This is a genomic window from Sphingomonas sp. BK345 (genome assembly GCF_014193845.1).
GTDB lineage: Bacteria > Pseudomonadota > Alphaproteobacteria > Sphingomonadales > Sphingomonadaceae > Sphingomonas.
The window spans coordinates 264,576-285,742 of record NZ_JACHZX010000004.1; the positions used below are offsets into that span (position 1 = coordinate 264,576).

A 21,167-nucleotide genomic window follows, 5' to 3' on the forward strand; every position below is an offset into this window, starting at 1 on the left:
TCACGGAACGTGTGAGAGGCGTAACGACTCAGCGGCTTCCCGGCTCCAGTACCGCGGCGAAGGCGCGCACCGCCGCCGCCTCGTCGCCGCTCCACACCGCGCCCGACACCGCGAGGAAGTCGGCGCCCGCGGCGACCAGCGGCGCGGCGTTGGCGGGCGTGATCCCGCCGATCGCCACCGCCGGCAGCTCGAACACCGCCGACCACCACGACAGGATCACCGGCTCGGGGCGGTGCTTCACCTCCTTGGTGGTGGTGGGATAGAAGCCGCCGAACGCGACATAATCAGCCCCCGCCTCGCCCGCCTCCATCGCGAGGTGGCGGCTGTCGTGGCAGGTCACGCCGATCTGGACCGAGGGGCCGAGGATCGCGCGCGCCTCGCGCGGGTCGCCATCCTCCTGCCCGAGATGGACACCGTCGGCGCCGAGCCGCTTGGCGAGGCTGACGCTGTCGTTGACGATGAAGGCGACGTCGCGCTCGGCACAGAGGCGCTGGAGCGGCTCGGCCAGCCGCGCCGCCTGATGCTGGTCCACGTCCTTGACGCGGAACTGGAAGGCCGCGACCGGGCCGGCGTCGAGCGCGCGCGCGAGCCGGTCGGGGAAGCCACCGGTCACGTCGAGCGGGGAGATCAGGTAGAGCTGGCACGGCGGCCGGCGATCGTCGCGCTGGAAGTTGACGGCGAAATCAGGGTCGAGCGGGCCGAGCGGGTCGTCTGTCATGTGCGTCGGTTAGCGGGTCGGCGTGGCGGGGGGAAGGTCAGAGATCCACCAAGCACCGTGTTCGCGCATCGAGAGGCGATACGAGCGTAGATAAAAGTTATCTTCTTCACGGAGCCTGAAGCAAGATCCGACTCGCCAGAAGCACAGATCAATTTTTCCTTGCGAGAACAAGCTCCAACGCAATATTCATAAAGAGGAAGATGAGGATCGTTGCAACAACAGCCGGAACGTTTGCCCTGCCGCGATTGATAATAAGTGTTCCAGCCACGCCGACAACCGAAAACACAGCCACTCGGACGGCGACGCGGCTCACCCGCCGTCCAATGGTCACATTGGTTCGTTCAGTCGACATAGACGTGCAGATGCTGGCCGACATAGTCGGCTAAGCCGCCACCTAGAGCGCCAAGGCCGGCGCCGGCCCAGCCACCGCCCGCCCCGGCGATCGCTCCGCCGACCGTCCATGCTCCGACCTCACCCCAATTCGTGGGCTCGTGGCTCCAATATCCGTGTATTCCACCTGCAACCATACTGATTTCAGACGGCGTTGAAGCGATAACCGGGCCATTCAGACACTTGTTCATGCCAAACTTACCCTTTGAGCAGACTCGCCACGAGGCATAGCGAGCTTTTCTAGCAAGCAAGGCTAGGTCAAGAGAGGCAGATCGTCACTCACATCTAAGCGAGCATTAGTAAACCAGCCATTTAAACGAGCGATTGACATAGCTTAGGCGGAATAGGATTGCGGGCCCCTCTCGCACATTCCCCCAACACGGGTCGTCAGTACGTTCGTGCGACTGATCCTGAATGATGCGACGGAACAACATTCAGCTCATCTGCTCGAATCTGTGATCGCTCGCGTGTCGCCAGCAGCAGCAGTCGATGGACCGGGGCTAGTGGCGAGAAGCGAATCTCAACATTCCTTTACCTCACCCCTCACCCCTCGCCGCGGTAGATCGACACCAGCCTCTCGAGCATCGCCAGCGCCTCGCCGCGCTCGCGCTGGAAGGTGTTGCGCCCGATGATCGAGCCGTTGCCGCCACCGGCGAGGATGTCGCGCGCGTCCTGATAAACCGCGTCGATCCCCTTCGCCGCGCCGCCCGAGAACACCACGATGCGCCGCCCCGCGAAGCTCGACTGGACGACGTGGCGGACGCGATCGGCCTGGTTCGACCAGTCGGTCCCCTCATAGACCTTCTGCGCCTCGGGCTGCTCGATATGCGCGGTCGGCAGCTTGACCTTGATGATGTGCGCGCCGAGCAGCGCCGCCATGTGCGCGGCATAGGCGCTGACGTCGAGCGCCAGCTCGCCGTCCTTGCTCAGCTTGCCGCCGCGCGGGTAGCTCCAGATCACGGTCGCGAGGCCCGCCGCGGCGGCCTCTTCGCGCAGCCCGCGGATCTGCTCCATCGATTCGAAGATGTCGTCTGAGCCGGGATAGATGGTGAAGCCGATCGCGGCGCAGCCGAGCCGCAGCGCGTCCTCGACGCTGCCGGTCTGCGCCTGCGCGTTGCGGGTGGCCCAGCTGTTCGAGCTGTTGAGCTTGAGGATGGTCGGGATGCGCCCGGCGAACGTGTCCGCGCCGGCCTCGAGCGAGCCCAACGGCGCGGCATAGGCCGACAGGCCGGCGTCGATCGCGAGCTGATAGTGATAGTGCGGGTCGTACGCCGGCGGATTGACGGCGAAGCTGCGCGCCGGGCCGTGCTCGAAGCCCTGATCGACCGGCAGGATGATCAATTTGCCCGTGCCGCCCAGCTTGCCGTGCATCAGGATGCGCGCGAGATTGGCCTTGATCGCCGGGCTGGTGGCCTCGTACTTGTCGAGGATGGACTTCACGATCGGGGTCATATTCCGTCCCTATCCAGTTGTACTTAAAGCGCTAACCAGCGGCGCAATGCCTGATCGACCTGCTCCATGCGGGTCGCCGAGGCATGGCCGATCACCTTGACGATGCGATGACGCCGCACCGAGGTGATGCGGTCCACCTGCACCTCGCACTCGACCGTCAGGCCGGTATGCTCCTGCGGCGAGATCGCCACGCGGAACAGCGACTCCCCGCCCACCACCGCGGTGAGCGGACACAGCGTGACGGTGGCGTGGGTCTCGTTGAACAGGTCGGCCTGGACCACGACGCAAACGCGCGGGCCGCCGGTCGCCGCCTCGGGTGCGGCGAGCTCGACGATGGCGCCGTGCGTGATCGCGGGCACGGTGTCGGCCGCGCCGGTCGCCTGCTCAGCCGGCGTCACCGCCATGCCGAGTCCTCCGCCTCGATCGTCTCCCAGAAGGCATAATCCTGCTGCGTGTCGCGGCGGGACGCGCGCTGCGACTGGCGCCGCGCCTCGCGCCGGAACGCCTCGTCGTGCAGCTCGACATAGCGCCGCACCGCCTCGCGCGCGATGTCGCTCTTGCTACGGCCCTGCGTACGCGCGACCGCGGCGAGCCGCTCCTCCAGTTCCGTGTCGAGCCTGACGCCGAGCAACCGCACCTCCGTTTAACGCGTTAAACGATAAGGCGTGGATGAGCGCTTGGCAAGTCTCGTCTGTCCTACGCGGCGAGACCATGCGAGGATCGCGCCGCTTTTTCTCACCGTCGATATAGCGGACGCGTGCGTCTGATCGCGGCGATGTTGAGCCATGCTGCGCCGGTGACTTAACTTTCTCAACATTCGCGCGGCATGGGGAGCGGAATGCGTGAAAGCGCAACGGGTTGCGACTGGCAGGTCCACGGCGACACACGGGCGCCAGATCCTCCACGCTCGTGGGGAGGAACTAGGATTGCCTCACCCTCTCCCCCAGGTACCGCACCAGCGCCGCCACATCCGGCAGGTCCGCCACCAGCAGCGCCTCCCGCTCCACTTCACGGAACAGCCCGAGCCGCGCCGCCGCGTCGAGCGCCACGTCCTCCACCTCTCCCCGGTCGAGCTTGAGGAAGCGACGCAGCGTGTCCTCCGGCCGCGGCTCCACGCCCACGCCATAAAGCGGCGCCAACGCATCCCGCACCGCCGGCGCGACGCGCGGGTCGAGCTCAGGGAAACAGGCGTCGAAGTCCGCCGCTGTCCAGACCGCGCGCGCCGCCACCGCGCCGCGCACCCGGCGCACCATCAGCCAATTGGCCCAGAGCGCGCCGATCACGTACAGCGCGGTGAGCGCGCCGACCTTCTCCCAGCCGGTCACGCCCGCGTCAGGCGCGCGCGATCGCGCCCGCCTCGTTGTAGCGCAGCGCGGTCAGCACGGTGCGCACGATCGCGTCGGCATCGAGCCCCGCCTCGGCATATTGCACGTCGGGCTTGTCCTGGTCCTGGAACAGGTCGGGCAGCCGCATCGTGCGGATGCGCAGGCCGGCGTCGGTCAGCCCCTCGTCGGAGGCCAGCGTCAGCACGTGCGCGCCGAGCCCGCCGATCGCGCCCTCCTCGATCGTCACCGCCACCTCGTGCGACGTGAGCAGGCGGCGGATCAGCGCCTCGTCGAGCGGCTTGGCGAAGCGCAGGTCCGCCACCGTGGTCGATAGCCCCTTGGCGTCGAGCGCGTCGGCCGCCTTGAGCGCCTCGCCCAGCCGCGTGCCGAGCGACAGGATCGTCACCTTCTTGCCCTCGCGCACGATCCGGCCCTTGCCGATCTCGAGCGCCTTCGGCTCGGCGGGTATTGCCACGCCGGTACCGTTGCCGCGCGGGTAGCGCACCGCGATCGGCCCAGAGTCATGCTCGACGCAGGTCTGCACCATATGCGCCAGCTCGGCCTCGTCCGCCGCCGCCATCACCACCATGTTGGGCAAGGTGGCGAGATACGTGACGTCGAAGCTGCCCGCGTGGGTGGCGCCGTCGGCGCCGACCAGCCCGGCGCGGTCGATCGCGAAGCGCACCGGCAGGTTCTGGATCGCGACGTCGTGCACCACCTGGTCGTAGGCGCGCTGCAGGAAGGTCGAGTAGATCGCGCAGAACGGCCGCATTCCCTGCGCCGCGAGCCCGGCGGCGAAGGTCACCGCGTGCTGCTCGGCGATGCCGACGTCGAAGAAGCGCTCCGGATGCGCGTTGGCGAACAGGTCGAGCCCGGTACCCGAGGGCATCGCCGCGGTGATCGCGCAGATTCGCTGGTCCTTGTCCGCCGCGGCGCTGAGCACCTGGCCGAAGACGTTCTGATAGGCCGGCGGCCCCGGCGGCGCCTTGGCCTGGGTGCCGGTGATCACGTCGAACTTCTGCACGCCGTGGTATTTGTCCGCCGCCTTCTCGGCGGGCGCGTAGCCCTTGCCCTTCTTGGTGACGACGTGGACGAGGATCGGCCCCTCCGCCGCGTCGCGCACGTTCTCCAGCACGGGGATGAGATGGTCGAGATTGTGGCCGTCGATCGGCCCGACATAGTAGAAGCCCAGCTCCTCGAACAGCGTGCCGCCCATCGTCATGCCGCGGGCATATTCGTCGGTCTTGCGCAGCGAGGTGTGGAACGGCCGCGGCAGCCGGCGCGCGAGCCGCTTGGCCAGCTCGCGCACGCTGAGGAACTCGCGGCTCGACACCATGCGCGACAGATAGGCCGACAGCCCGCCGACGGGCGGCGCGATCGACATGTCATTGTCGTTGAGGATCACGATCAGACGGTTGCCCGCCGCCTCGGCGTTGTTCATCGCCTCATAGGCCATACCCGCGGACATCGCGCCGTCGCCGATCACCGCGATCGCCTTGCCGGGCGCGCCGCTCAGCTTGTTGGCGGTGGCGAAGCCAAGCGCGGCCGAGATCGAGGTGGAACTGTGCGCCGCGCCGAACGGATCATATTCGCTCTCGCTGCGCCTGGTAAAGCCCGAAAGCCCGCCGCCCTGCCGCAGCGTGCGGATACGATCGCGCCGCCCGGTCAGGATCTTGTGCGGATAGCATTGGTGACCGACGTCCCAGATCAACCGGTCGCGCGGGGTGTCGAAGACATAGTGGATCGCCACGGTCAGCTCGACCACGCCCAGGCCGGAGCCGAGGTGGCCGCCAGTGTGGCCCACGGCGGAGATCGTCTCCTGGCGCAGCTCGTCGGCGAGCTGGCGGAGCTGGTCGGGCTTCAGGGTGCGGAGCGCGTCGGGCGTCTCGACCGTGTCGAGCAGCGGGGTATCGGGGGCATCAGCCATCTACGCGGAATAGCTGAGCGACATCAGCCTGTCGATTACCGGAATCGGCGGTTCAGTGCGTGGCGGCGGCACAGTCGCGGCAGCGCCCGCGCAACTCGATCACCGGCCGCTCGGCGGCGAAGCCCGAGGCCGCGGCGGCGTCGCGCAGCCCGCGCGTGAGCGAGTCGTCGTCGAGGTGGGTGGTGGTGCCGCAACCGTCGCATACCAGGAAGATACAGTCGTGGCGGCAGCCCGGATGCGCGTTGGCGACGTAGGCGTTGGCGCTCTCGACTCGCTGCGCCAGGTTGGCGGTGACGAACAGGTCGAGGATGCGGTACACGCTATTGGCCGCGATCCGCCGCCCCTGGCTGCGCGACACTTCCTCCGCTATATCATAGGCAGAGGCGGGCTTGGCGAAGCCGCTCAGCGCCGCGTAGACGCTCTCGCGCATCGCGGTCCACTGCTCACCCGATCGCTCGAGCGTGCTGCGCGCGGCGGCCAGCAGGTCCGCGCCCTCGGGTTCGTGGTGACGATGCGACATGGTCGATCCAAATTAAGCGCGCTATGGCCGCGCAGCAAGCGCCGGCTCAGCCGTGGGCGCGGCGATTGACCGTATGCCCCGCCGCCAGCAGCACGACCCCGGCGATGGTCAGCAACGACTCGACCACGTGCGAGTCCCCGTGCGGCACGACGATCGCCGCCGCCATCAGCGCCAGCCCGCCGCCGCCGAGCACGATCGGCAGTAGTCGCCGGTGCGCCAGCACGCCGCGCCCGAAGGCGAGCAGTCCGAGCGCGAGCGCGAGTACCAGCCCGACCTCGTGGATCAGCGGACTGCCGAGCAGCCCGCCCGCGGTCGACAGCAGCGCCACCGCGGCGGTGGTGGCGAGGCAATGGACGACGCACGCCGCCGACAGCCAGATCGCCCAGCGATCGACCCGACCGGGGTGTTCGCTGCTAGGGACGGGCGAGGACGACATGCGGCGTCAATTAGGTGATGCGTCACGATGTTACAATGTTTCATCCGCGAATTTTCTTACCTGCTTCGCGGCGCGTGACTTGCCCCTGCGGCGTGCGGTAGGAGCTTCGCGATGCGTCACGTACTCGATGTCGAGCGCTCGATCCTGGGCCAGCCCTGGCACTGGCGCGCGCTGGCGGCCGACCAGCGCGAGCGGTTCGTGCCTGACGACCTCCTCACCCAGTTGCTGCTCGCGCGCGGTTGCCCGCGCGACGGGCTCGAGGCGCACAAGGCGCCGTCGATCCGCGGCTTCATGCCCGACCCCTCGATCTTCCGCGACATGGATGCCGCCGCCGAGCGGCTCGCCGACGCGGTGGTGGCGGGCGAGCAGGTTGCGGTGTTCGGCGACTATGACGTCGACGGCGCGACCTCATCGGCGCTGCTGGCGCGGCTGCTTGGCGCGCTCGGGCGCGACCCCCGCGTCTACATCCCCGACCGGCTGACCGAAGGCTATGGGCCCAGCGTGGCGGCGATGGAGCGGCTCGCTGCCGAGGGCGCGACGCTGATCGTGACGGTCGACTGCGGCGCACAGGCGTTCGAGGCGCTCGCCGCGGCGCGCGCCGACGTCATCGTGGTCGATCACCACCAATGCGCCACCGAGCTGCCGCGCGCGCACGCCGTGGTGAACCCTAACCGGCGCGACGAGACCGACGGCGCCGCGCACGGCCATCTCGCCGCGGTGGGGGTCGCCTTCCTGCTCGGCGCGGCGCTGCTGCGCGTGCTGCGCGTGCGCGGTCATTTCGCCGCGCGCACCGAGCCCAAGCTGCTCGAGCTGCTCGACCTCGTCGCGCTCGGCACCGTCGCCGACGTGGCGCAGCTGCGCGGGCTCAACCGCGCCTTCGTCGCGCAAGGCCTCAAGGTGATGGCGCAGCGCCGCAACATCGGCCTAGCGGCGCTGGCCGACGCGGCACGGCTGACGCGCGCGCCGACCGCGACCGATCTCGGCTTCGCGCTGGGACCGCGGATCAACGCCGGCGGCCGCGTGGGCCGCGCCGACCTCGGCGTACGGCTGCTGACCACGAGCGACCCGGTCGAGGCGCGCGCGCTCGCCGCCGAACTCGACCGCCTCAACGAGGAACGCCGCGCGATCGAGGCGATGGTGCAGGAGGCCGCCGAGGCGCTGCTCCACCAGGACCGTGCGGTCGGCGTCGTCGCCGGCAGCGGCTGGCACCCCGGCGTGATCGGGATCGTCGCGGGCCGGCTCAAGGAGAAGACCGGCCGCCCCGCGATCGTCATCGCGCTCGACGAGAGCGGCGTCGGCAAGGGCTCGGGCCGCTCGATCACCGGCGTCGACCTCGGCGCCGCGGTGCTGGCCGCGCGCGAGCAGGGGCTGCTGCTGGCCGGAGGTGGCCACGCGATGGCGGCGGGGCTGACGATCGCCGTCGATCAGGTCCCCGCCTTCGCCGACTGGATCGAGGCCCGGCTGGCCGACACCGTCGCCACGGCACAGGCCGGCCGTGCGCTGCTGGTCGACTCGGTCTTGGCGCCGGGCGGGGTCACCGCGGCGCTGGTCGAGACGCTCGAGGCCGGCGGCCCGTACGGCAGCGGCTGGCCGGCGCCGCGCGTCGCGGTCGGGCCGGTGCGCACGATCAAGGTCGACGTGGTCGGCAGCGGCCATGTCCGCGCGATCGTCGCGGGCGACGACGGGCGCAGCCTCAAGGCGATGGCGTTCCGCGCCGCCGACACCGCACTAGGACAGGCACTGCTCGCCGCGGGCCCGTCACGCCGGCTGTGGCTGGCCGGGCGCGCGCGGATCGACGAGTGGAGCGGCCGCGGTGCCGCCGAGCTCCACCTCGACGATGCTGCCTGGGCAGTGTGAGGCGCACGGCGGCGAACCGGCTTGACCGCCCCGCGCTTTGCCCGTAACCGACCAGCCGCCCTAGTGGCCCCTTCGTCTAGTGGTTAGGACGCGGCCCTTTCACGGCTGAAACACGGGTTCGAGCCCCGTAGGGGTCACCAACCGCAGAAAACCGCGGTTACAGGGTCAGCGAAGTGTCGGCGGCACCTCCGGCCAATGGGCCGGATCACCTGCCCTACCTACGACTGCTACAGCGGGCTAGGCTGGTCGCTGCCTCATAGAGGCTTGGCCTAGACATCAGCTCGAGGACCTCCTCACTTCAGAGTATAGAGGTAAGCGGTGATGTCACGCGCGTCACTCCTCGTTACGCCCTGCTCGGGCATGCCGTTACGCGGCGTGACGGCCTGCGGATGGCGCAGCCAGAGCGCCATCGCCTCCGCATCGTTCGGCAGGCGCCCCGCGATGGACGCCCGCACCGCCACTTTCGCCAGCGACGGGCCGACCGAACCGCTCGCGCCCGCGACGCCGGGAATGGCGTGACAGCTGCCGCAGCCATAGCGCGCGATTGCGGCGCGGCCCGCCGTGACCGTCCCGCCGCTCACCTGCTCCGCCATCACGCGGGTACGCGCGCGCGTCTCGGCGTACATCACCGCGCCGGCCGCCATCGCCGCCAGGACACTGGCCGCGAGCAGCAGCGCGAGCCACTTCAGGCTAGCCGGCATGGCGTGCTTTCGGTGCAGCGTCAGTGAGCAGCCGCCGCATCAGCACCAGCGCGGCACCGGCATGGACCAGCCCGCCCGGCACCCACATCAGCAACCCGGCGAGCTGCTGATCTTCCGCCGGGGTCAGACCGAACGGCGCCATGCCGAGGCTGGCGTAGCCGACGTACCAGGGGGTGGTGGCGTAGGCCATCAGCGCGCCGAGCGCGCCCGACACGATCGCGGTGACGACGAGGCACAGCGCCGCCATGCCACCCGGTGTGCGCCGGTGCAGCATCGCGGTCCAGAACAGCAGCGCGGTGACGAGGAAGGAAAGATGCTGCGCCACATGCCAGCCCTCGCTCGCCAGCGCGCGATCGAACAGGACGGGAGCGTGCCACAGTCACAGGGCAACGGCCTGGAGCCGCTCTGTGGCGGGGTCGGCGACAGAGGTTCTGGAGATAGAGCAGGCTGCCGAAGTCGGGCGTGTCGAAGCGCAGGTACAGCAGTCCGCCGTTGACCCCGCGCTGCGCCGCCTCGACCCTACCCTTGGCGTCCAGCGGATCGTCGTCGCCGTCGAGCACGTTGAGATCGCGCGGGTGGAACGGCACCAGCAGCGGCACGCGCCCGGTGAGCCACGCCTGGAGCTGGAGCCGGTGCAGGTCGGCATGGGTCAGCCGTAGCGCGACGACATGGCGGCCGATCACGCTCTCCGCCTCCAACCGCAGCGCCGCACCCGGCTCGGGCGTGACGAGCCACGCGTCGAAGCCGCCGTCCGCTGCGTAAGCGGCACGGAGCGCGACGCCGCCGCGGACCTTGCCGCGTCGTACCCGCAGCCAGATCGAGTTCTTGCCCTCGAGCAGCTCGACCGCCCCGGTTAACGGAAGACGCTTCGATCACGCTGCGGGAGCGGGCGCGGCGAGCCGATCGAGATACTGCTGATGCGTCGGTAGCGCGGCCACCTGCCGCGTCACGTCGCGGCCGAGTTCGGCGAGCGTCGCGGCGAGCCGCCCCGGTGGCATCAGGCGCGCGACCCGATTGTGCGCTTCGGGCCAGAGCCGCTGGCCGAGCAGCACCTGGACCCAGGAGGTGACGGTGAACAGCTCGTCGCTGGCCTGGAAGGCCTGGGCGCCCTCTCGGAACAGCGCCAGCCGCGCCGCCAGGCTGTCCGGCAGCGACATGTCGCGCAGCCGCTGCCAGAACGGCTCGTCGCGCTGGTTGACGTGATAATGGAGGATGATGAAGTCGCGCACGCCCTCGATCTCGCGACGCGCCATGTCGTTGAAGCGCGCCGCCAAGGACTCGGTCACCCCGTCATAGGGGAAGAGCTGGAGCAACCGCGTCAGCGCGATCATGATCAGATGGATGCTGGTCGACTCGAGCGGCTCGACGAAGCCGCCGGCGAGACTCAGCGCGACGCAGTTGCGCTCCCATGCGCGCTCACGCCGCCCGGTACGGAAACGGATCAGCCGCGGCTCGATCAGCACCTCGCCCTCGATCGTGCCGAGCAGCCGCGCGCGCGCCGCGTCGTCGGAGAGGTAGGCGCTGCTGTAGACGATGCCGTTGCCGATGCGGTGCTGCAGCGGGATGCGCCACTGCCAGCCGGCGTCGTGCGCGATCGCGCGGGTAAACGGCACCGCCGGTCCGACCGCGGCGGTCTGCACCGCGATGGCGCGGTCAGTCGGCAGCCAGTCGGTCCAGTCCTCGTAGCCGACCCCGAGCGTCTCGCCGATGAGCAGCGCGCGGAAGCCGGTGCAGTCGAGGAAGAAGTCACCCTCTACCCGACGCCCGTCGGCCATCACCAGCGCGGCGATGTCACCGCTGGCGTCGCGCTCGGCGCGCTCGATCCGCCCCTCGAGGCGGACGAGCCCGTCGCTCTCGCAACGCTCGCGCAGATAGCGGGCATAACGCGCGGCATCGAAGTGGAAGGCGTAGTTGAGCGAGGCCGCGGGCGGCCCGGCGAAGCGCCCGGCACGCGCCGCCTCATGCTCGACGCAATAGGCGCCGATCTCATCGGCGACGCCCTGCGCGCGCGCCTCGAGCCAGAAATGGTGGAAGTCCGCCATCCAGGTCGACCGGCCCAGCGTGCCGAACGAGTGGAGGTAGCGCTCGTCGGGCCGCGACCAGCCCTCGAACGAGATGCCGAGCTTGTAGCTGGCGCCGGTGGCGCGGACGAAATCCTGCTCGTCGATGCCGATCAGCTGGTGGAAGGCGCGCACCGTCGGGATCGTCGATTCGCCGACGCCGACCGTGCCGATCTCCTCCGATTCGATCAACGTGACCTCGATCAGCGCGCCGAGCTGGCGCGTCAGGATCGCGGCGGCGAGCCAGCCCGCGGTGCCGCCCCCGGCAATGACGACACGGCGCACCGGCCTCACCGGTTGAGCTTCCGCAGCAGCTCGGCGCGGAGCCGCCGCGCGCTGAGCTCGTCGAGCCGCGCCAGCGCACCGCGCGCGTGCGCGGGCAGATGCGCCGCGGGTCGCTCGGCATCGCCGAACACGTAATAGTCGAACATCGCGCGCCAGGCCGCCTTCTCGCCGGCGGGGCGATCGCGCAGGCTGAGCAAAGCATGGAGCAGCGTGTTCATGGGCGTGTCCATGAAGCCCGGCGCCTCGTTCCACCAGTAGTTGACGAGTACGTTGAACGAGTCGAGCGCCTCGACCTGGTGCCACCACAGCGCGGGATAGACCACGGCGTCGCCCGGCTCGAGCTCGGCCACCTGCGCCGCCGCGACCGCCTCGGCGAAGCGCGGGTAGCGATCGAGGTCGGGGTCGCGGAAGTCGACCATCGAGACCACCTGCCCGCCCGGCGTGGGCGCGAGCGGGCCGGGGTAGAGGTTGGCGACCTGGTCGGGCGGAAAGAGCGTGAAGCGGCGGCGCCCGGCGCCGACCACCGCGACGTTGTTCGACATGTCGTGGTGCGCCACCGCGGTGGTGCGGTTGCCGATCCAGATGCTCCGCAGCGCGCGGTCGAACCCCGCCTCGGGCAGCGGGTTGGCCTCGGCGAGACCGGGGAAGAACAGGTCCAGGTCGGTCGAGCCGACGTAGAAGGACTCGGCGTCCTCGCGGTCACGCGCGACGAGCAGGCGCGCGAGATAGTCGTCGAGGCGGATGCGCTCGCCCTCGAAGTCGAGCCGGGTCAGCTCGGCGTCGTAGAAGTAGCGGCCGCCCAGCTCGGCACGCGCGGTATAGCCCACCACCGGATGGCCGTTGTAGAAGTCGAGCAGATAGTCGGCCAGCGCGCGCGGCCCCTTCCGCCCCGCCGCGACCAGCGGCCAGTCCGCGACGAGCCCGCGCACCACCACCGGCTCGCCCGCCGCGACCAGCGCGGCGAGGTCGTGCGCCGCGGGATCGTCCGCCGCGATCTCGCGCGCGCGCCGATCGGTGATCGGCGTCGCGGTCACGCCGCCGCCCGCCGCTTGTTCTTGAGCTCGATGAGCCGCGACACGTTCGCCAGCGACGCCGCCGCCATGGTCGCGAGCCGCAGCAATCCGGCGCGGTGGAGCCGCACCACGTCGGCGTCGGGCAGTGCGGCGAGCGCGCCCTCATCGACCGCGAGCACGCCCGGCACGTTGTAGCCGCCCTCCTCGCCGAGATCGATCTCGAGCACGACATCGCGCAGCAGCCCCGCCGTGGCGAGCTGAGCGTTGATCGCGCGCGCCTGCTGCGCGCCCTCGTAGATGGTGCGCAGCGCCGCCGAGACATGCTGGAGGTACGGCGCATCGCCGCCGTGCGGCAGGAAGAGCGGCAGGCCGGCGTCGTCGCCGACGCGCGGGTCATCGAGGTCGACGTGGACCATCGGCTCGCCCGTCTCGTCGCCACCCGCGTCGTGCGCCAGCGCGATCGAGAAGGGGCCGCGACGCTGAATGGCCGGGACGTAGCGGCTGGTCCAGCCCTGCTCACCGAGGAAGAGGTTCTCGTCCGAATCGAGGCCGAGCAACACGATCGCGTCGATCGAGTCACCGTCGCGACGGAACAGAATCGGGAAGTCGCGCTGTGCCTGCTCGAACTCGGCAGGATAGATCGGGAGCTGGTTGGCGCGGTCACCGAACTCGGCACCGACGCGCGGCGCCACGCGCAGCTCGGCGTGATCGACGTTGTTGAGCAGGACTCGATTCATGCGATTCTCTCGACGCGGCGACGCCGCTCTCTCCCGGGCCGTTGTGCACCAGCGCATTTCAGCACGAAAGCGACGATTTGCACCGTCGTACCGACGTAAAAACGGCCGTCATCCCGAACTCGTCTCGGGATCCACCGTGCCGCCCACTCGAACGGTGAGGCTCTCGTATCACGGTGGATCCTGGAACAAGTCCAGGATGACGGAAGACAGAGGAAGGCGGTCGCTTCCCAAGAAAGAGAAGGGGACCGCCACGGGCGGCGGCCCCTCCCCTCACCGTCAGAACTTGTAGCGCGCGCCCAGAAGGAAGCGCGGCTTCAGCTCTTGCGCCAGCACCAGGTTGCGCTCGGTACGGCCATAGGTCTTGACGCTCTCGCTGGTCAGATTGATCCCCTCCAGCGTCACCGCGATCGTGTCGTTGACGTCGTAGCTGATGTTGACGTCGAGCGTGCCGAACGGCGCCACGAACAGCGGGTTGCGGTTGCCGCCCTGGTTGGTCGCGGCGAGGTACTTGTCGCGCCAGTTATAGGCGAGACGCGCCGAGATGCCGTTCTTGTCGTAGATCGCAGTGGCGTTGGCACTGTTGCCCAGGCCGGTCAGCGCGAAGATGTTGACGGTCGGGTCGGCATAAGGATCGACGTTCACGTCCCCGCTCACCTTGGTGAACGAACCGGCGAAGCCGAAGCCCGTGTTGCCGAAGAAGTTGGTCCACGCCAGCTCGAAGCCGTGGATCTTGCCCTCGCGATTGTTGATCGGCTGCGACACCGAGAAGTTGAACAGCGGATCGTTCGCGTCGGACGAGATGTCGATCTGCGACAGCACCTGGTCGACAAAGGTCTGCTGCAGGCCGCGGCCGGCGACATAATTGGCGTTGAACTGCGTGGTCGCCGCCGTCTGGTTGCCGCCGTTCTGCACGAGCAGCGCGGTGTAGGTGAACAGGTTGACGTCGCTCAGGTCATAGCCGCTGGAACGGAGGAACGCCGCCGCGGTGCCCGACCGCGAACCCGCCGCGCCCGAGCTGGGATCGCGCAGACCGAACAGGTTCTGGTTGATCACGCCGGTGCCGAGGAAGTTGGCGACGCGCTTGTCGAAGAAGCCGACCGACACGAAGCTCGACGGCTTGTAATACCATTCCAGCGACACGTCGAAGTTGTCCGACAGCAGCGGCAGCAGGTTGGCGTTGCCGGTGCTGCCGGTCGGAATACCGCCGAGCAGCGTCGGGCGACCCGGCGCGCCCGCCGAGGCGGTGGCGAACAGGTTGCCGTAATCGGGCCGCGCCAGCGTCCGACTGAACGAGACACGCGCCTTGACGTTCGTGATCGGCTCGATGCTGAAGTCGACCGCGGGCAGCAGGTTCTCGTACTTGCCGCGCTGCCGAATCGCGGTGAACACGCCGCTGGCATCGCCACGGAAGTCGTTATCCGCGGTCCAGACAATGTTGTTGTACGTCTGCACCGCGTCAGAGACGACGCGGGTCTGCTCGTAGCGCGCGCCGATCACGAGGTTGGCGGGACGGTTGGCGACCTCGCCATTCCAGGTGAACTGGCCGAACACCGCCCAGATCTTCTCCTGTACCGTGTCGTCCGCGGGCGCCGAGGGCGCCGGCGGCTGGCCGAGACCCGTATAATAGGGGCTCAGCACGTTATAGAGGTCGATGGCGTTGCCGCGGAAGGCGATCAGCGACGAGCCTTCGGACGCCGGGTTGAAGTGGTCGAACTTGCAGGTCAGGCAATATTGCTGGACCAGATCGGGCGCCAGCTGCTGGATGATGCCCGGGTTCTGCAGGCCCCAGTCGCCCAGCGTCTGCTGGGTCTGTGTCTGCGTCGAGTGCATCTTCGAGTCGGTGTACGACGCGCCCGCGTCGAAGCGGCTGCCGCCGCCGAGATCCCAGCCCAGCCGCGCCTGGATCTGGTCGATCCGCTGCGTCTGGCGCGAGATGATCGTGCGCGCCGGCGCCGCGCCGAGATCGCCGATGTCGAGCACGCCGTTGCAATTGCCCTTCGGCGCGTCGGCCGGGGTGGCGCGGTAGCAGTCGTTGATAATCTGCGCCTGCTGCGGGAAGCCGGTGCTGAAGTCGAGCGAGTGACCCGCGATCACCGGCGCGCCGAGCGCGACCGTGGTGGCGGTGGTGCCGTTGGGATTGTCCGGCGACGACTTAGACTCGGAGTGATGCCCGTCGAGCGTCAGCGTGAAGTTGGGCGCGAAGTCCCACTTCACGTTGAGACCGACTGAGGCCAGCCGCGCCTTGGTAGCCGCCTGCTGCTGCTCGAAGCCCTCGTCCTTCGGGCTGGTGGGCAGATAGTCGCGCAGGAAGATCGCGGTCGCCATGTTCGGGTTGTCGTCGAAGCGGACCTCGCTGAACGGGCGGTTGAACCAGTTGGTCTGCTCGCTGCGCTGCTCGCGCAGGCGGTTCTGCGCGAACAAGCTGTCGACCGTGAACTCGAGTGTGTCGGTCGGGCGGAATTGCAGCACGCCCTGAAAGTTGATGCGCTCGCGGCGGTTCTCGGAGAACTGGTAGCGGCTGTCGTTGGGCACCAGCACGTACGGCGCCGTCGGCTTGTTGCCGTCGAGCACCGTGGTCGAGTTGATGAACGTGCCCGGGTTGAAGAAGTCCGCGGTCGGAATGACGTTCCAATAGTTCGGGTTCGACTGCGCCGATGCCGAGTAGCGCAGCTGGTAGCTGCCGAACACCGCGGCGCCGAACGTGCCCTCCTCATTCTTGTAGTTGAGCACGCCCGAGACCTCGGGCGTGACGCGGTGCTTGTCGCCGACCGCCTTCTCCACCGAGGTGTCGTACAGCGCCTTGGCGCCGATCGAGCCGGTGACGCCGGTCTCGCGTGAGTCGAGCGGCTTGCGCGTGTTGATGTTGATCGTCGCGCCGATGCCGCCGGTCGGCACCGCGGCGCGGCCGGTCTTATAGACCTCCAGCCCGCTTACGCCTTCCGACGCGATGTTCTGGAAGTCGAACGAGCGGCCCGCGCCGCGCGCGAACAGATTGCCGCCGCTGGTGTCGATGTTGGTCGCGGGCAGCTGACGGCCGTTGATCGTCACGAGGTTGAAGCCGCCCGAGAAGCCGCGGACCGAGACCTGCGAGCCCTCACCGTTGACGCGGTTGATCGACACGCCCGTGATACGCTGGAGCGACTCCGCGAGGTTGGTGTCAGGGAATTTGCCGATGTCCTCGGCCGAGATCGCGTCGACGACACCCGGCGAGTCGCGCTTGATCGCGATAGCGCGATCGAGGCTGGCACGGACGCCGGTGACGACGATGTCGTCGACCGCGCCATTCTCCTGATCCGCGACGGTGCCCGACCGCGCAGTGTCGCTGTCAACGGCCTGGCCCCCGCCAGGCTGGGCGTTGGTCGCCGACGGCTCACCGCCGGTGGCCTGCGCGAATGCGGGCGCGGCGGCGATCGCCAGCGCCCCGAGCGACGTGGACAGAGCAAGCTTCGACAAGACGTTAAGGCGCTTCATCATCCCCCCCTGGTGCGCTGCTGCGGAACCTTCCGCAGGCACGGCCGGTGCCCCTGTGAGGTCACCAGATGTGATAACGCTATCAAGTAGAACCGCGCTGTCAACTCGGCCTGCGGTATAATCTCATCGCCGATTGATCAGACAATCTCCTCCGACCAAGCGATTTAATTCAATCATTTTCTTTATTCTTCTGCACTGCTGCTTTCTGTTTTTACCGGCCTCGGACTGTGAACCGTAGGTATTCAAGCCACTTGCGCCTGCGAGACAGGGCGTCGCTTGTAGGATAACGCGAGAACGCGCCCGCTCTTTCGAGCAGACGCGTCCACAGGCGGCGGCATTGCGGGTCAGACGAGCGCGGGCAGCTGCGACAGATGTTTGTCGAGTGTGACCGGATAGTCACGCACGCGGACACCGGTGGCGTTGTAGATCGCGTTCGCCACCGCGGCGCCGACCCCGCACAGGCCGAGTTCGCCGACTCCCTTCGCCTTCATCGGGTTGGCCTTGTCGTCGGCCTCGTCGAGGAAGACGACCTCCTGGTGCGGGATGTCGGCGTGGACCGGCACCTCATAGGTGGCGAGGTCGTGATTGATGAACAGACCGAATCGCGTGTCGACCGCCAGTTCCTCCATTAGCGCCGAGCCGACGCCCATCGTCATCGCGCCGATCACCTGACTGCGCGCCGACTTGGGATTGATGATCCGCCCGGCGGCGCACACCGCCAGCATGCGCCGCAGCCGCGTCGCGCCGGTATAGCCATCGACACCCACCTCGACGAAATGCGCGCCGAAGGTGGAGAGCTGCCAACTCTTGTCGAGCCCGCCATATTCGATCTTGTCCTCGCCGGTCAGCTCGCCCCGCGCCGCCGCCTCCGCGAGCGGCACGGAGCGATTGCCTGAGAACACCTTGCCGTCCGCGAAGCGCGCGTCTGCGGAGTTCACCCCGACGCGCTGCGCCACCGCCTCGCGCAGCTTCACACAGGCGGCGTAGACCCCGGCGGTGGCATTGGCGGCGCCGAACTGGCCACCCGATCCGGCGGAGACCGGGAAAGCGGAATCGCCCAGCTTCACGCTGACATGCTCGATCGGCACGCCCATCATCTCGGCCGCGGTTTGGGCGATGATCGTGTAGCTGCCGGTGCCGATGTCGGTCATGTCGGTCTCAACCGTCACGCGACCGTCGCGCCCGAGCCGCACGCGCGCGCCCGAGGGATAGTTGATGTGGTTGCGGAAGGCCGAGGCCACGCCCATCCCCACCAGCCAGCGGCCGTCGCGCACCTGCGCCGGCGTGGCCTCGCGCCGCGACCAGCCGAAGCGCTGGGCGCCCTCGCGCAGGCAGCGCACCAGCTGACGCTCGGAGAAGCGCCGCTCGGGCTTCTCGGGATCGACCATCGTGTCGTTGCGGACGCGGAAGTCGACGGGGTCGAGCTTGAGCTGCTCGGCCATCTCGTCGATCGCGATCTCCAGCGCCATCATGCCCGGCGCCTCTCCCGGCGCGCGCATCGCATTGCCCTCGGGCAGGTCGAGCACCGCCAGCCGCATCGCCGTCAGCCGGTTCTTGCCGGCGTACAGCAGCTTGGTCTGGTTGACAGCGGTCTCGGGGCCGCCGCCGGGTTGGTCGCCCGAGCCGCTCTCGTGCGCGATCGCGGTGATCGTGCCGTCCGGCGTGGCGCCGATGCGGATACGCTGGCGCGTCGCGGGGCGGTGGGTGGCGTTGTTCGCCATCTGCGGGCGGGTGAGCGCGACCTTGACCGGCCGCCCCGCCGCGCGCGCGCCGAGCGCCGCCAGCACCGCGTCGGCGCGCAGGAACAGCTTCCCGCCGAACCCGCCGCCGACATAGGGCGAGATCAGCCGCACCTTCTCCTTGGGCATGTTGAGCGTGGTCGCGAGATCGCCGCGGCCCCAGTCGATCATCTGGTTGGAGGTGAATACCGTCAGCTCATCGCCCGCCCACATCGCCAGTGAGGCGAAGGGCTCCATCATGGCGTGGCTGTGATCGGGCGTGGTGTAGCGCTGGTCGAGCTTGACCGGCGCCGCGGCGAAGGCCTGCTCGAACGCGCCGGTGCGATCGACCGGCGGGGCGCCGCTGCCCTCATCGCTGTCGCCGCCGGTGAGCGGCGCGGTCTTGAGCGCGCTGTCGAGGTCGAAGCGACCTTTGGTGCGCGCGTAATCGACCCGCACCAGCGCGGCGGCGGCGCGCGCCTGCTCGAACGTCTCGGCCACCACCAGCGCGATCGCCTGATGATAATGGTCGACGTCGGGGCCGCCGAACAGCTTGACCGTGTTGTACTTGCCCTTGCCGAGCTTGCCCGCGTCGGCGGCAGTCACCACCGCGATCACGCCCGGCGCCGCCTTAGCGGCGGCGGTGTCGAGCGTGCGGATTCGGCCCTTTGCCACCGCCGCGCCGACGACATGACCATAGGCTTGATTGGCGGCGACCTCGTGATGCTCATAGGCATAGGGGGCACGGCCACTCGTCTTGAGCGGGCCGTCGATGCGATCGTGCGCGCGGCCCACCACCTTCATCGCGTCGATCGGGTTGGTGCCGGCTGGCGTGTCGAACTTCATGGCCTCAACCCTTCTTCTGCGCGGGCGTGCCCGCCTGGGCGAGCACCGCGGCGAGCGCGCGCGTCGCCAGCGGCAGCTTGAACGCATTGTCCTTCGTCGGCGTGGCGCCCTGGAAGGCGCGTGCGGTCACCGCCGCGGCGCCCTGTGGGAGCAGCGCCTCCGCTTCCTCCACACGCCACGGCTTGGGCGCGACGCCGCCGAACGCGACCCGGCCGCTGCCGTCACGCTGGATCACCGCCGCGACCGACACCAGCGCGTAGGCGTAGGAGGCACGATCGCGCACCTTCTCGTAGAAATGCTGCCCACCGAGTGGCTTGGGCAGCACCACCGCGGTTATCAGCTCGCCGGCGCGCAACGTCGTATCTTGTTCGGGATGATCGCCCCACAGACGGTGGAAGTCGGCGATGGGGATGCTTCTGCGCTGGCCGTTCGCGTCGACCGTCTCCACCACCGCGTCGAGCACGCGCATCGCCACCGCCATGTCGCCGGGGAAGGTGGCGATGCACGACGAGCTCACCCCGATCACGCCGAGCTGGCGCGAGTAGCCGCCGATCGCAGCGCAGCCGTCGCCGGGCTTGCGCTTGTTGCACGCCATGTTGGTGTCGTAGAAGTACGGGCAGCGCGTGCGCTGGAGCAGGTTGCCCGCGGTCGAAGCCTTGTTGCGCAGCTGGCCCGAGGCTCCCGCGAGGATCGCGCGGCTGAGCACGCCATAGTCGCGTCGCACGCGCGCGTCGGCGGCGAGGTCGGTGTTGGTCACCAGCGCGCCGATGCGCAGACCGCCGTCACCGGTCTTTTCGATCTTGTCGAAACCGAGGTCCTGCACGTCGACGAGATGCGTCGGCGTCTCGATCTCCAGCTTCATCAGATCGAGCAGGTTGGTGCCGCCGGCCAGGAACTTGGCGCCGGGCCGCTGCGCCACCGCGCGCGCCGCGGCGACGGCGTCCGTGGCGCGCTCGTACGTGAAGTTCCTCATGCGCGCTCTCCCGCCGCCTCGGCCACCGCCTCGGCGATATTAGAATAGGCACCACAGCGGCAGATGTTGCCGCTCATCCGCTCGCGCAGCTCCATGTTGCTGAAGCGCGCCCTGGCGGTGAGGTCGCCCTGGACATGGCTGGGCACGTCGCGCTTGATCTCGTCGAGCACCGCCACCGCCGAGCAGATCTGCCCGGGCGTGCAATAGCCGCACTGGAAGCCGTCGTGCTTCACGAAGGCGGCCTGCATCGGATGGAGCTTGTCGGGTGTTCCCAGCCCCTCGATGGTGGTGATCTCGTCGCCGTCGTGCTGGAGCGCGAGGCTGAGGCACGAGTTGATGCGCCGGCCCTGTACGATCACCGTGCAGGCGCCGCACTGGCCATGGTCGCAGCCCTTCTTGGTGCCGGTGAGGTGGAGATGCTCGCGCAGCGCGTCGAGGAGCGTCGTGCGCGGGTCGAGCGCCAGCTCGCGCTTCTCCCCGTTGACGGTGAGGCGCACCGGCATGGTTGGGGTAGCGCTCGCGGGCGTCCGCTGCGGCGCGGCGCCGGCGGGCGCGGCGGCGGCGACCGCGCTGGCAGCGCTCCCGGCGAGCACCCCGCGACGCGAGAGCGCGAAATCTGCTGTGTCCGACATCGCCGGCATCCCTCTTCCTGCCCTCCCGGGCGCAGCGTCCAAGTCCCTGTCGACTCAACGTGATCCTAACGCGCGTTGGATCGATGTGGAGCAATCGCTTCGTTCA

20 protein-coding genes and 1 tRNA gene are annotated in these 21,167 nt (G+C 69.0%); 3 read left to right on the forward strand and 18 right to left on the reverse strand.

From position 1 onward, the window contains the following. Nucleotides 1-28: 28 nt before the first annotated feature. The 9 genes from thiE to FHY03_RS14710 form a co-directional block, all read right to left on the reverse strand. Complete coding sequence (gene thiE / locus FHY03_RS14670) at nt 29-718, reverse strand: thiamine phosphate synthase (RefSeq protein ID WP_183931512.1); 690 nt, start codon at nt 716-718, stop codon at nt 29-31. 148 nt (nt 719-866) lie between these two features. Continuing rightward, on the reverse strand, nt 867-1,070 hold the full coding sequence (locus FHY03_RS14675; RefSeq protein ID WP_183931513.1) for a hypothetical protein: 204 nt from the start codon (nt 1,068-1,070) through the stop codon (nt 867-869). 581 nt (nt 1,071-1,651) lie between these two features. After that, the gene (locus tag FHY03_RS14680; protein WP_183919535.1) at nt 1,652-2,560 is read right to left on the reverse strand and encodes a class I fructose-bisphosphate aldolase; all 909 of its coding nucleotides are present in this window, start codon (nt 2,558-2,560) and stop codon (nt 1,652-1,654) included. 23 nt (nt 2,561-2,583) lie between these two features. Next, nucleotides 2,584-2,964, reverse strand: coding sequence for a type II toxin-antitoxin system PemK/MazF family toxin (locus FHY03_RS14685; RefSeq protein WP_183919533.1), 381 nt, complete (start codon nt 2,962-2,964; stop codon nt 2,584-2,586). Then, nucleotides 2,955-3,197 (reverse strand): ribbon-helix-helix protein, CopG family, encoded by a 243-nt coding sequence (locus FHY03_RS14690; RefSeq protein WP_219749456.1) that lies wholly within the window; start codon nt 3,195-3,197, stop codon nt 2,955-2,957. The genes FHY03_RS14685 and FHY03_RS14690 overlap by 10 nt, the downstream gene beginning before the upstream one ends. A gap of 283 nt (nt 3,198-3,480) precedes the next feature. Further along, nucleotides 3,481-3,885 carry a hypothetical protein gene (locus FHY03_RS14695; RefSeq protein WP_183931514.1) on the reverse strand — a complete coding sequence of 135 codons (405 nt, stop codon included), beginning with the start codon at nt 3,883-3,885 and terminating at the stop codon, nt 3,481-3,483. Between the two features lie 7 nt (nt 3,886-3,892). Beyond that, on the reverse strand, nt 3,893-5,812 hold the full coding sequence (gene dxs / locus FHY03_RS14700; RefSeq protein WP_183931515.1) for a 1-deoxy-D-xylulose-5-phosphate synthase: 1,920 nt from the start codon (nt 5,810-5,812) through the stop codon (nt 3,893-3,895). Between the two features lie 52 nt (nt 5,813-5,864). Next, nucleotides 5,865-6,332, reverse strand: a complete 468-nt coding sequence (locus FHY03_RS14705) for a Fur family transcriptional regulator (RefSeq protein ID WP_183919525.1) — start codon at nt 6,330-6,332, stop codon at nt 5,865-5,867. Between the two features lie 46 nt (nt 6,333-6,378). Next, nucleotides 6,379-6,768, reverse strand: a complete 390-nt coding sequence (locus FHY03_RS14710) for a MerC domain-containing protein (protein WP_183931516.1) — start codon at nt 6,766-6,768, stop codon at nt 6,379-6,381. Between the two features lie 111 nt (nt 6,769-6,879). Here FHY03_RS14710 and recJ point away from each other — a divergent pair, with 111 nt between their 5' ends. Both recJ and FHY03_RS14720 read left to right on the forward strand, forming a co-directional pair. After that, a complete protein-coding gene (recJ, locus tag FHY03_RS14715; protein ID WP_183919521.1) occupies nt 6,880-8,625 on the forward strand; it encodes a single-stranded-DNA-specific exonuclease RecJ in 1,746 nt (581 codons plus the stop codon). Between the two features lie 65 nt (nt 8,626-8,690). Beyond that, nucleotides 8,691-8,765: transfer RNA gene (locus tag FHY03_RS14720), tRNA-Glu, on the forward strand. A gap of 153 nt (nt 8,766-8,918) precedes the next feature. Here FHY03_RS14720 and FHY03_RS14725 read toward each other — a convergent pair. Together FHY03_RS14725 and FHY03_RS14730 are read right to left on the reverse strand one after the other, a co-directional pair. Continuing rightward, the gene (locus tag FHY03_RS14725; protein ID WP_183931517.1) at nt 8,919-9,326 is read right to left on the reverse strand and encodes a cytochrome c family protein; all 408 of its coding nucleotides are present in this window, start codon (nt 9,324-9,326) and stop codon (nt 8,919-8,921) included. Continuing rightward, nucleotides 9,316-9,705, reverse strand: coding sequence for a cytochrome c oxidase assembly protein (locus tag FHY03_RS14730; RefSeq protein WP_183931597.1), 390 nt, complete (start codon nt 9,703-9,705; stop codon nt 9,316-9,318). The genes FHY03_RS14725 and FHY03_RS14730 overlap by 11 nt, the downstream gene beginning before the upstream one ends. Nucleotides 9,706-9,733: 28 nt before the next feature. Here FHY03_RS14730 and FHY03_RS14735 point away from each other — a divergent pair, with 28 nt between their 5' ends. Then, entirely contained in the window at nt 9,734-9,985 is a 252-nt protein-coding gene (locus tag FHY03_RS14735; RefSeq protein ID WP_183931518.1) for a hypothetical protein, read from the forward strand. 213 nt (nt 9,986-10,198) lie between these two features. Here FHY03_RS14735 and FHY03_RS14740 read toward each other — a convergent pair whose 3' ends face one another. From FHY03_RS14740 to paoA, 7 genes are all read right to left on the reverse strand, one after another. After that, nucleotides 10,199-11,680, reverse strand: coding sequence for a tryptophan halogenase family protein (locus tag FHY03_RS14740; RefSeq protein WP_183931519.1), 1,482 nt, complete (start codon nt 11,678-11,680; stop codon nt 10,199-10,201). Then, nucleotides 11,677-12,705, reverse strand: coding sequence for a cupin-like domain-containing protein (locus FHY03_RS14745; protein ID WP_311721807.1), 1,029 nt, complete (start codon nt 12,703-12,705; stop codon nt 11,677-11,679). Before FHY03_RS14745 ends, FHY03_RS14740 begins: the two co-directional genes overlap by 4 nt. After that, a complete protein-coding gene (locus FHY03_RS14750; RefSeq protein WP_183919513.1) occupies nt 12,702-13,421 on the reverse strand; it encodes a SapC family protein in 720 nt (239 codons plus the stop codon). Before FHY03_RS14750 ends, FHY03_RS14745 begins: the two co-directional genes overlap by 4 nt. Nucleotides 13,422-13,697: 276 nt before the next feature. Then, nucleotides 13,698-16,892, reverse strand: a complete 3,195-nt coding sequence (locus FHY03_RS14755; protein ID WP_409314208.1) for a TonB-dependent receptor — start codon at nt 16,890-16,892, stop codon at nt 13,698-13,700. Nucleotides 16,893-17,236: 344 nt separating this feature from the next. Then, nucleotides 17,237-19,456: an aldehyde oxidoreductase molybdenum-binding subunit PaoC gene (paoC, locus tag FHY03_RS14760; RefSeq protein WP_183931521.1), complete on the reverse strand. Its 2,220-nt coding sequence runs from the start codon at nt 19,454-19,456 to the stop codon at nt 17,237-17,239. A gap of 4 nt (nt 19,457-19,460) precedes the next feature. Continuing rightward, nucleotides 19,461-20,429: a xanthine dehydrogenase family protein subunit M gene (locus FHY03_RS14765; RefSeq protein ID WP_183931522.1), complete on the reverse strand. Its 969-nt coding sequence runs from the start codon at nt 20,427-20,429 to the stop codon at nt 19,461-19,463. Next, entirely contained in the window at nt 20,426-21,061 is a 636-nt protein-coding gene (gene paoA, locus FHY03_RS14770; protein WP_183919505.1) for an aldehyde dehydrogenase iron-sulfur subunit PaoA, read from the reverse strand. Before paoA ends, FHY03_RS14765 begins: the two co-directional genes overlap by 4 nt. Nucleotides 21,062-21,167 lie beyond the last annotated feature (106 nt).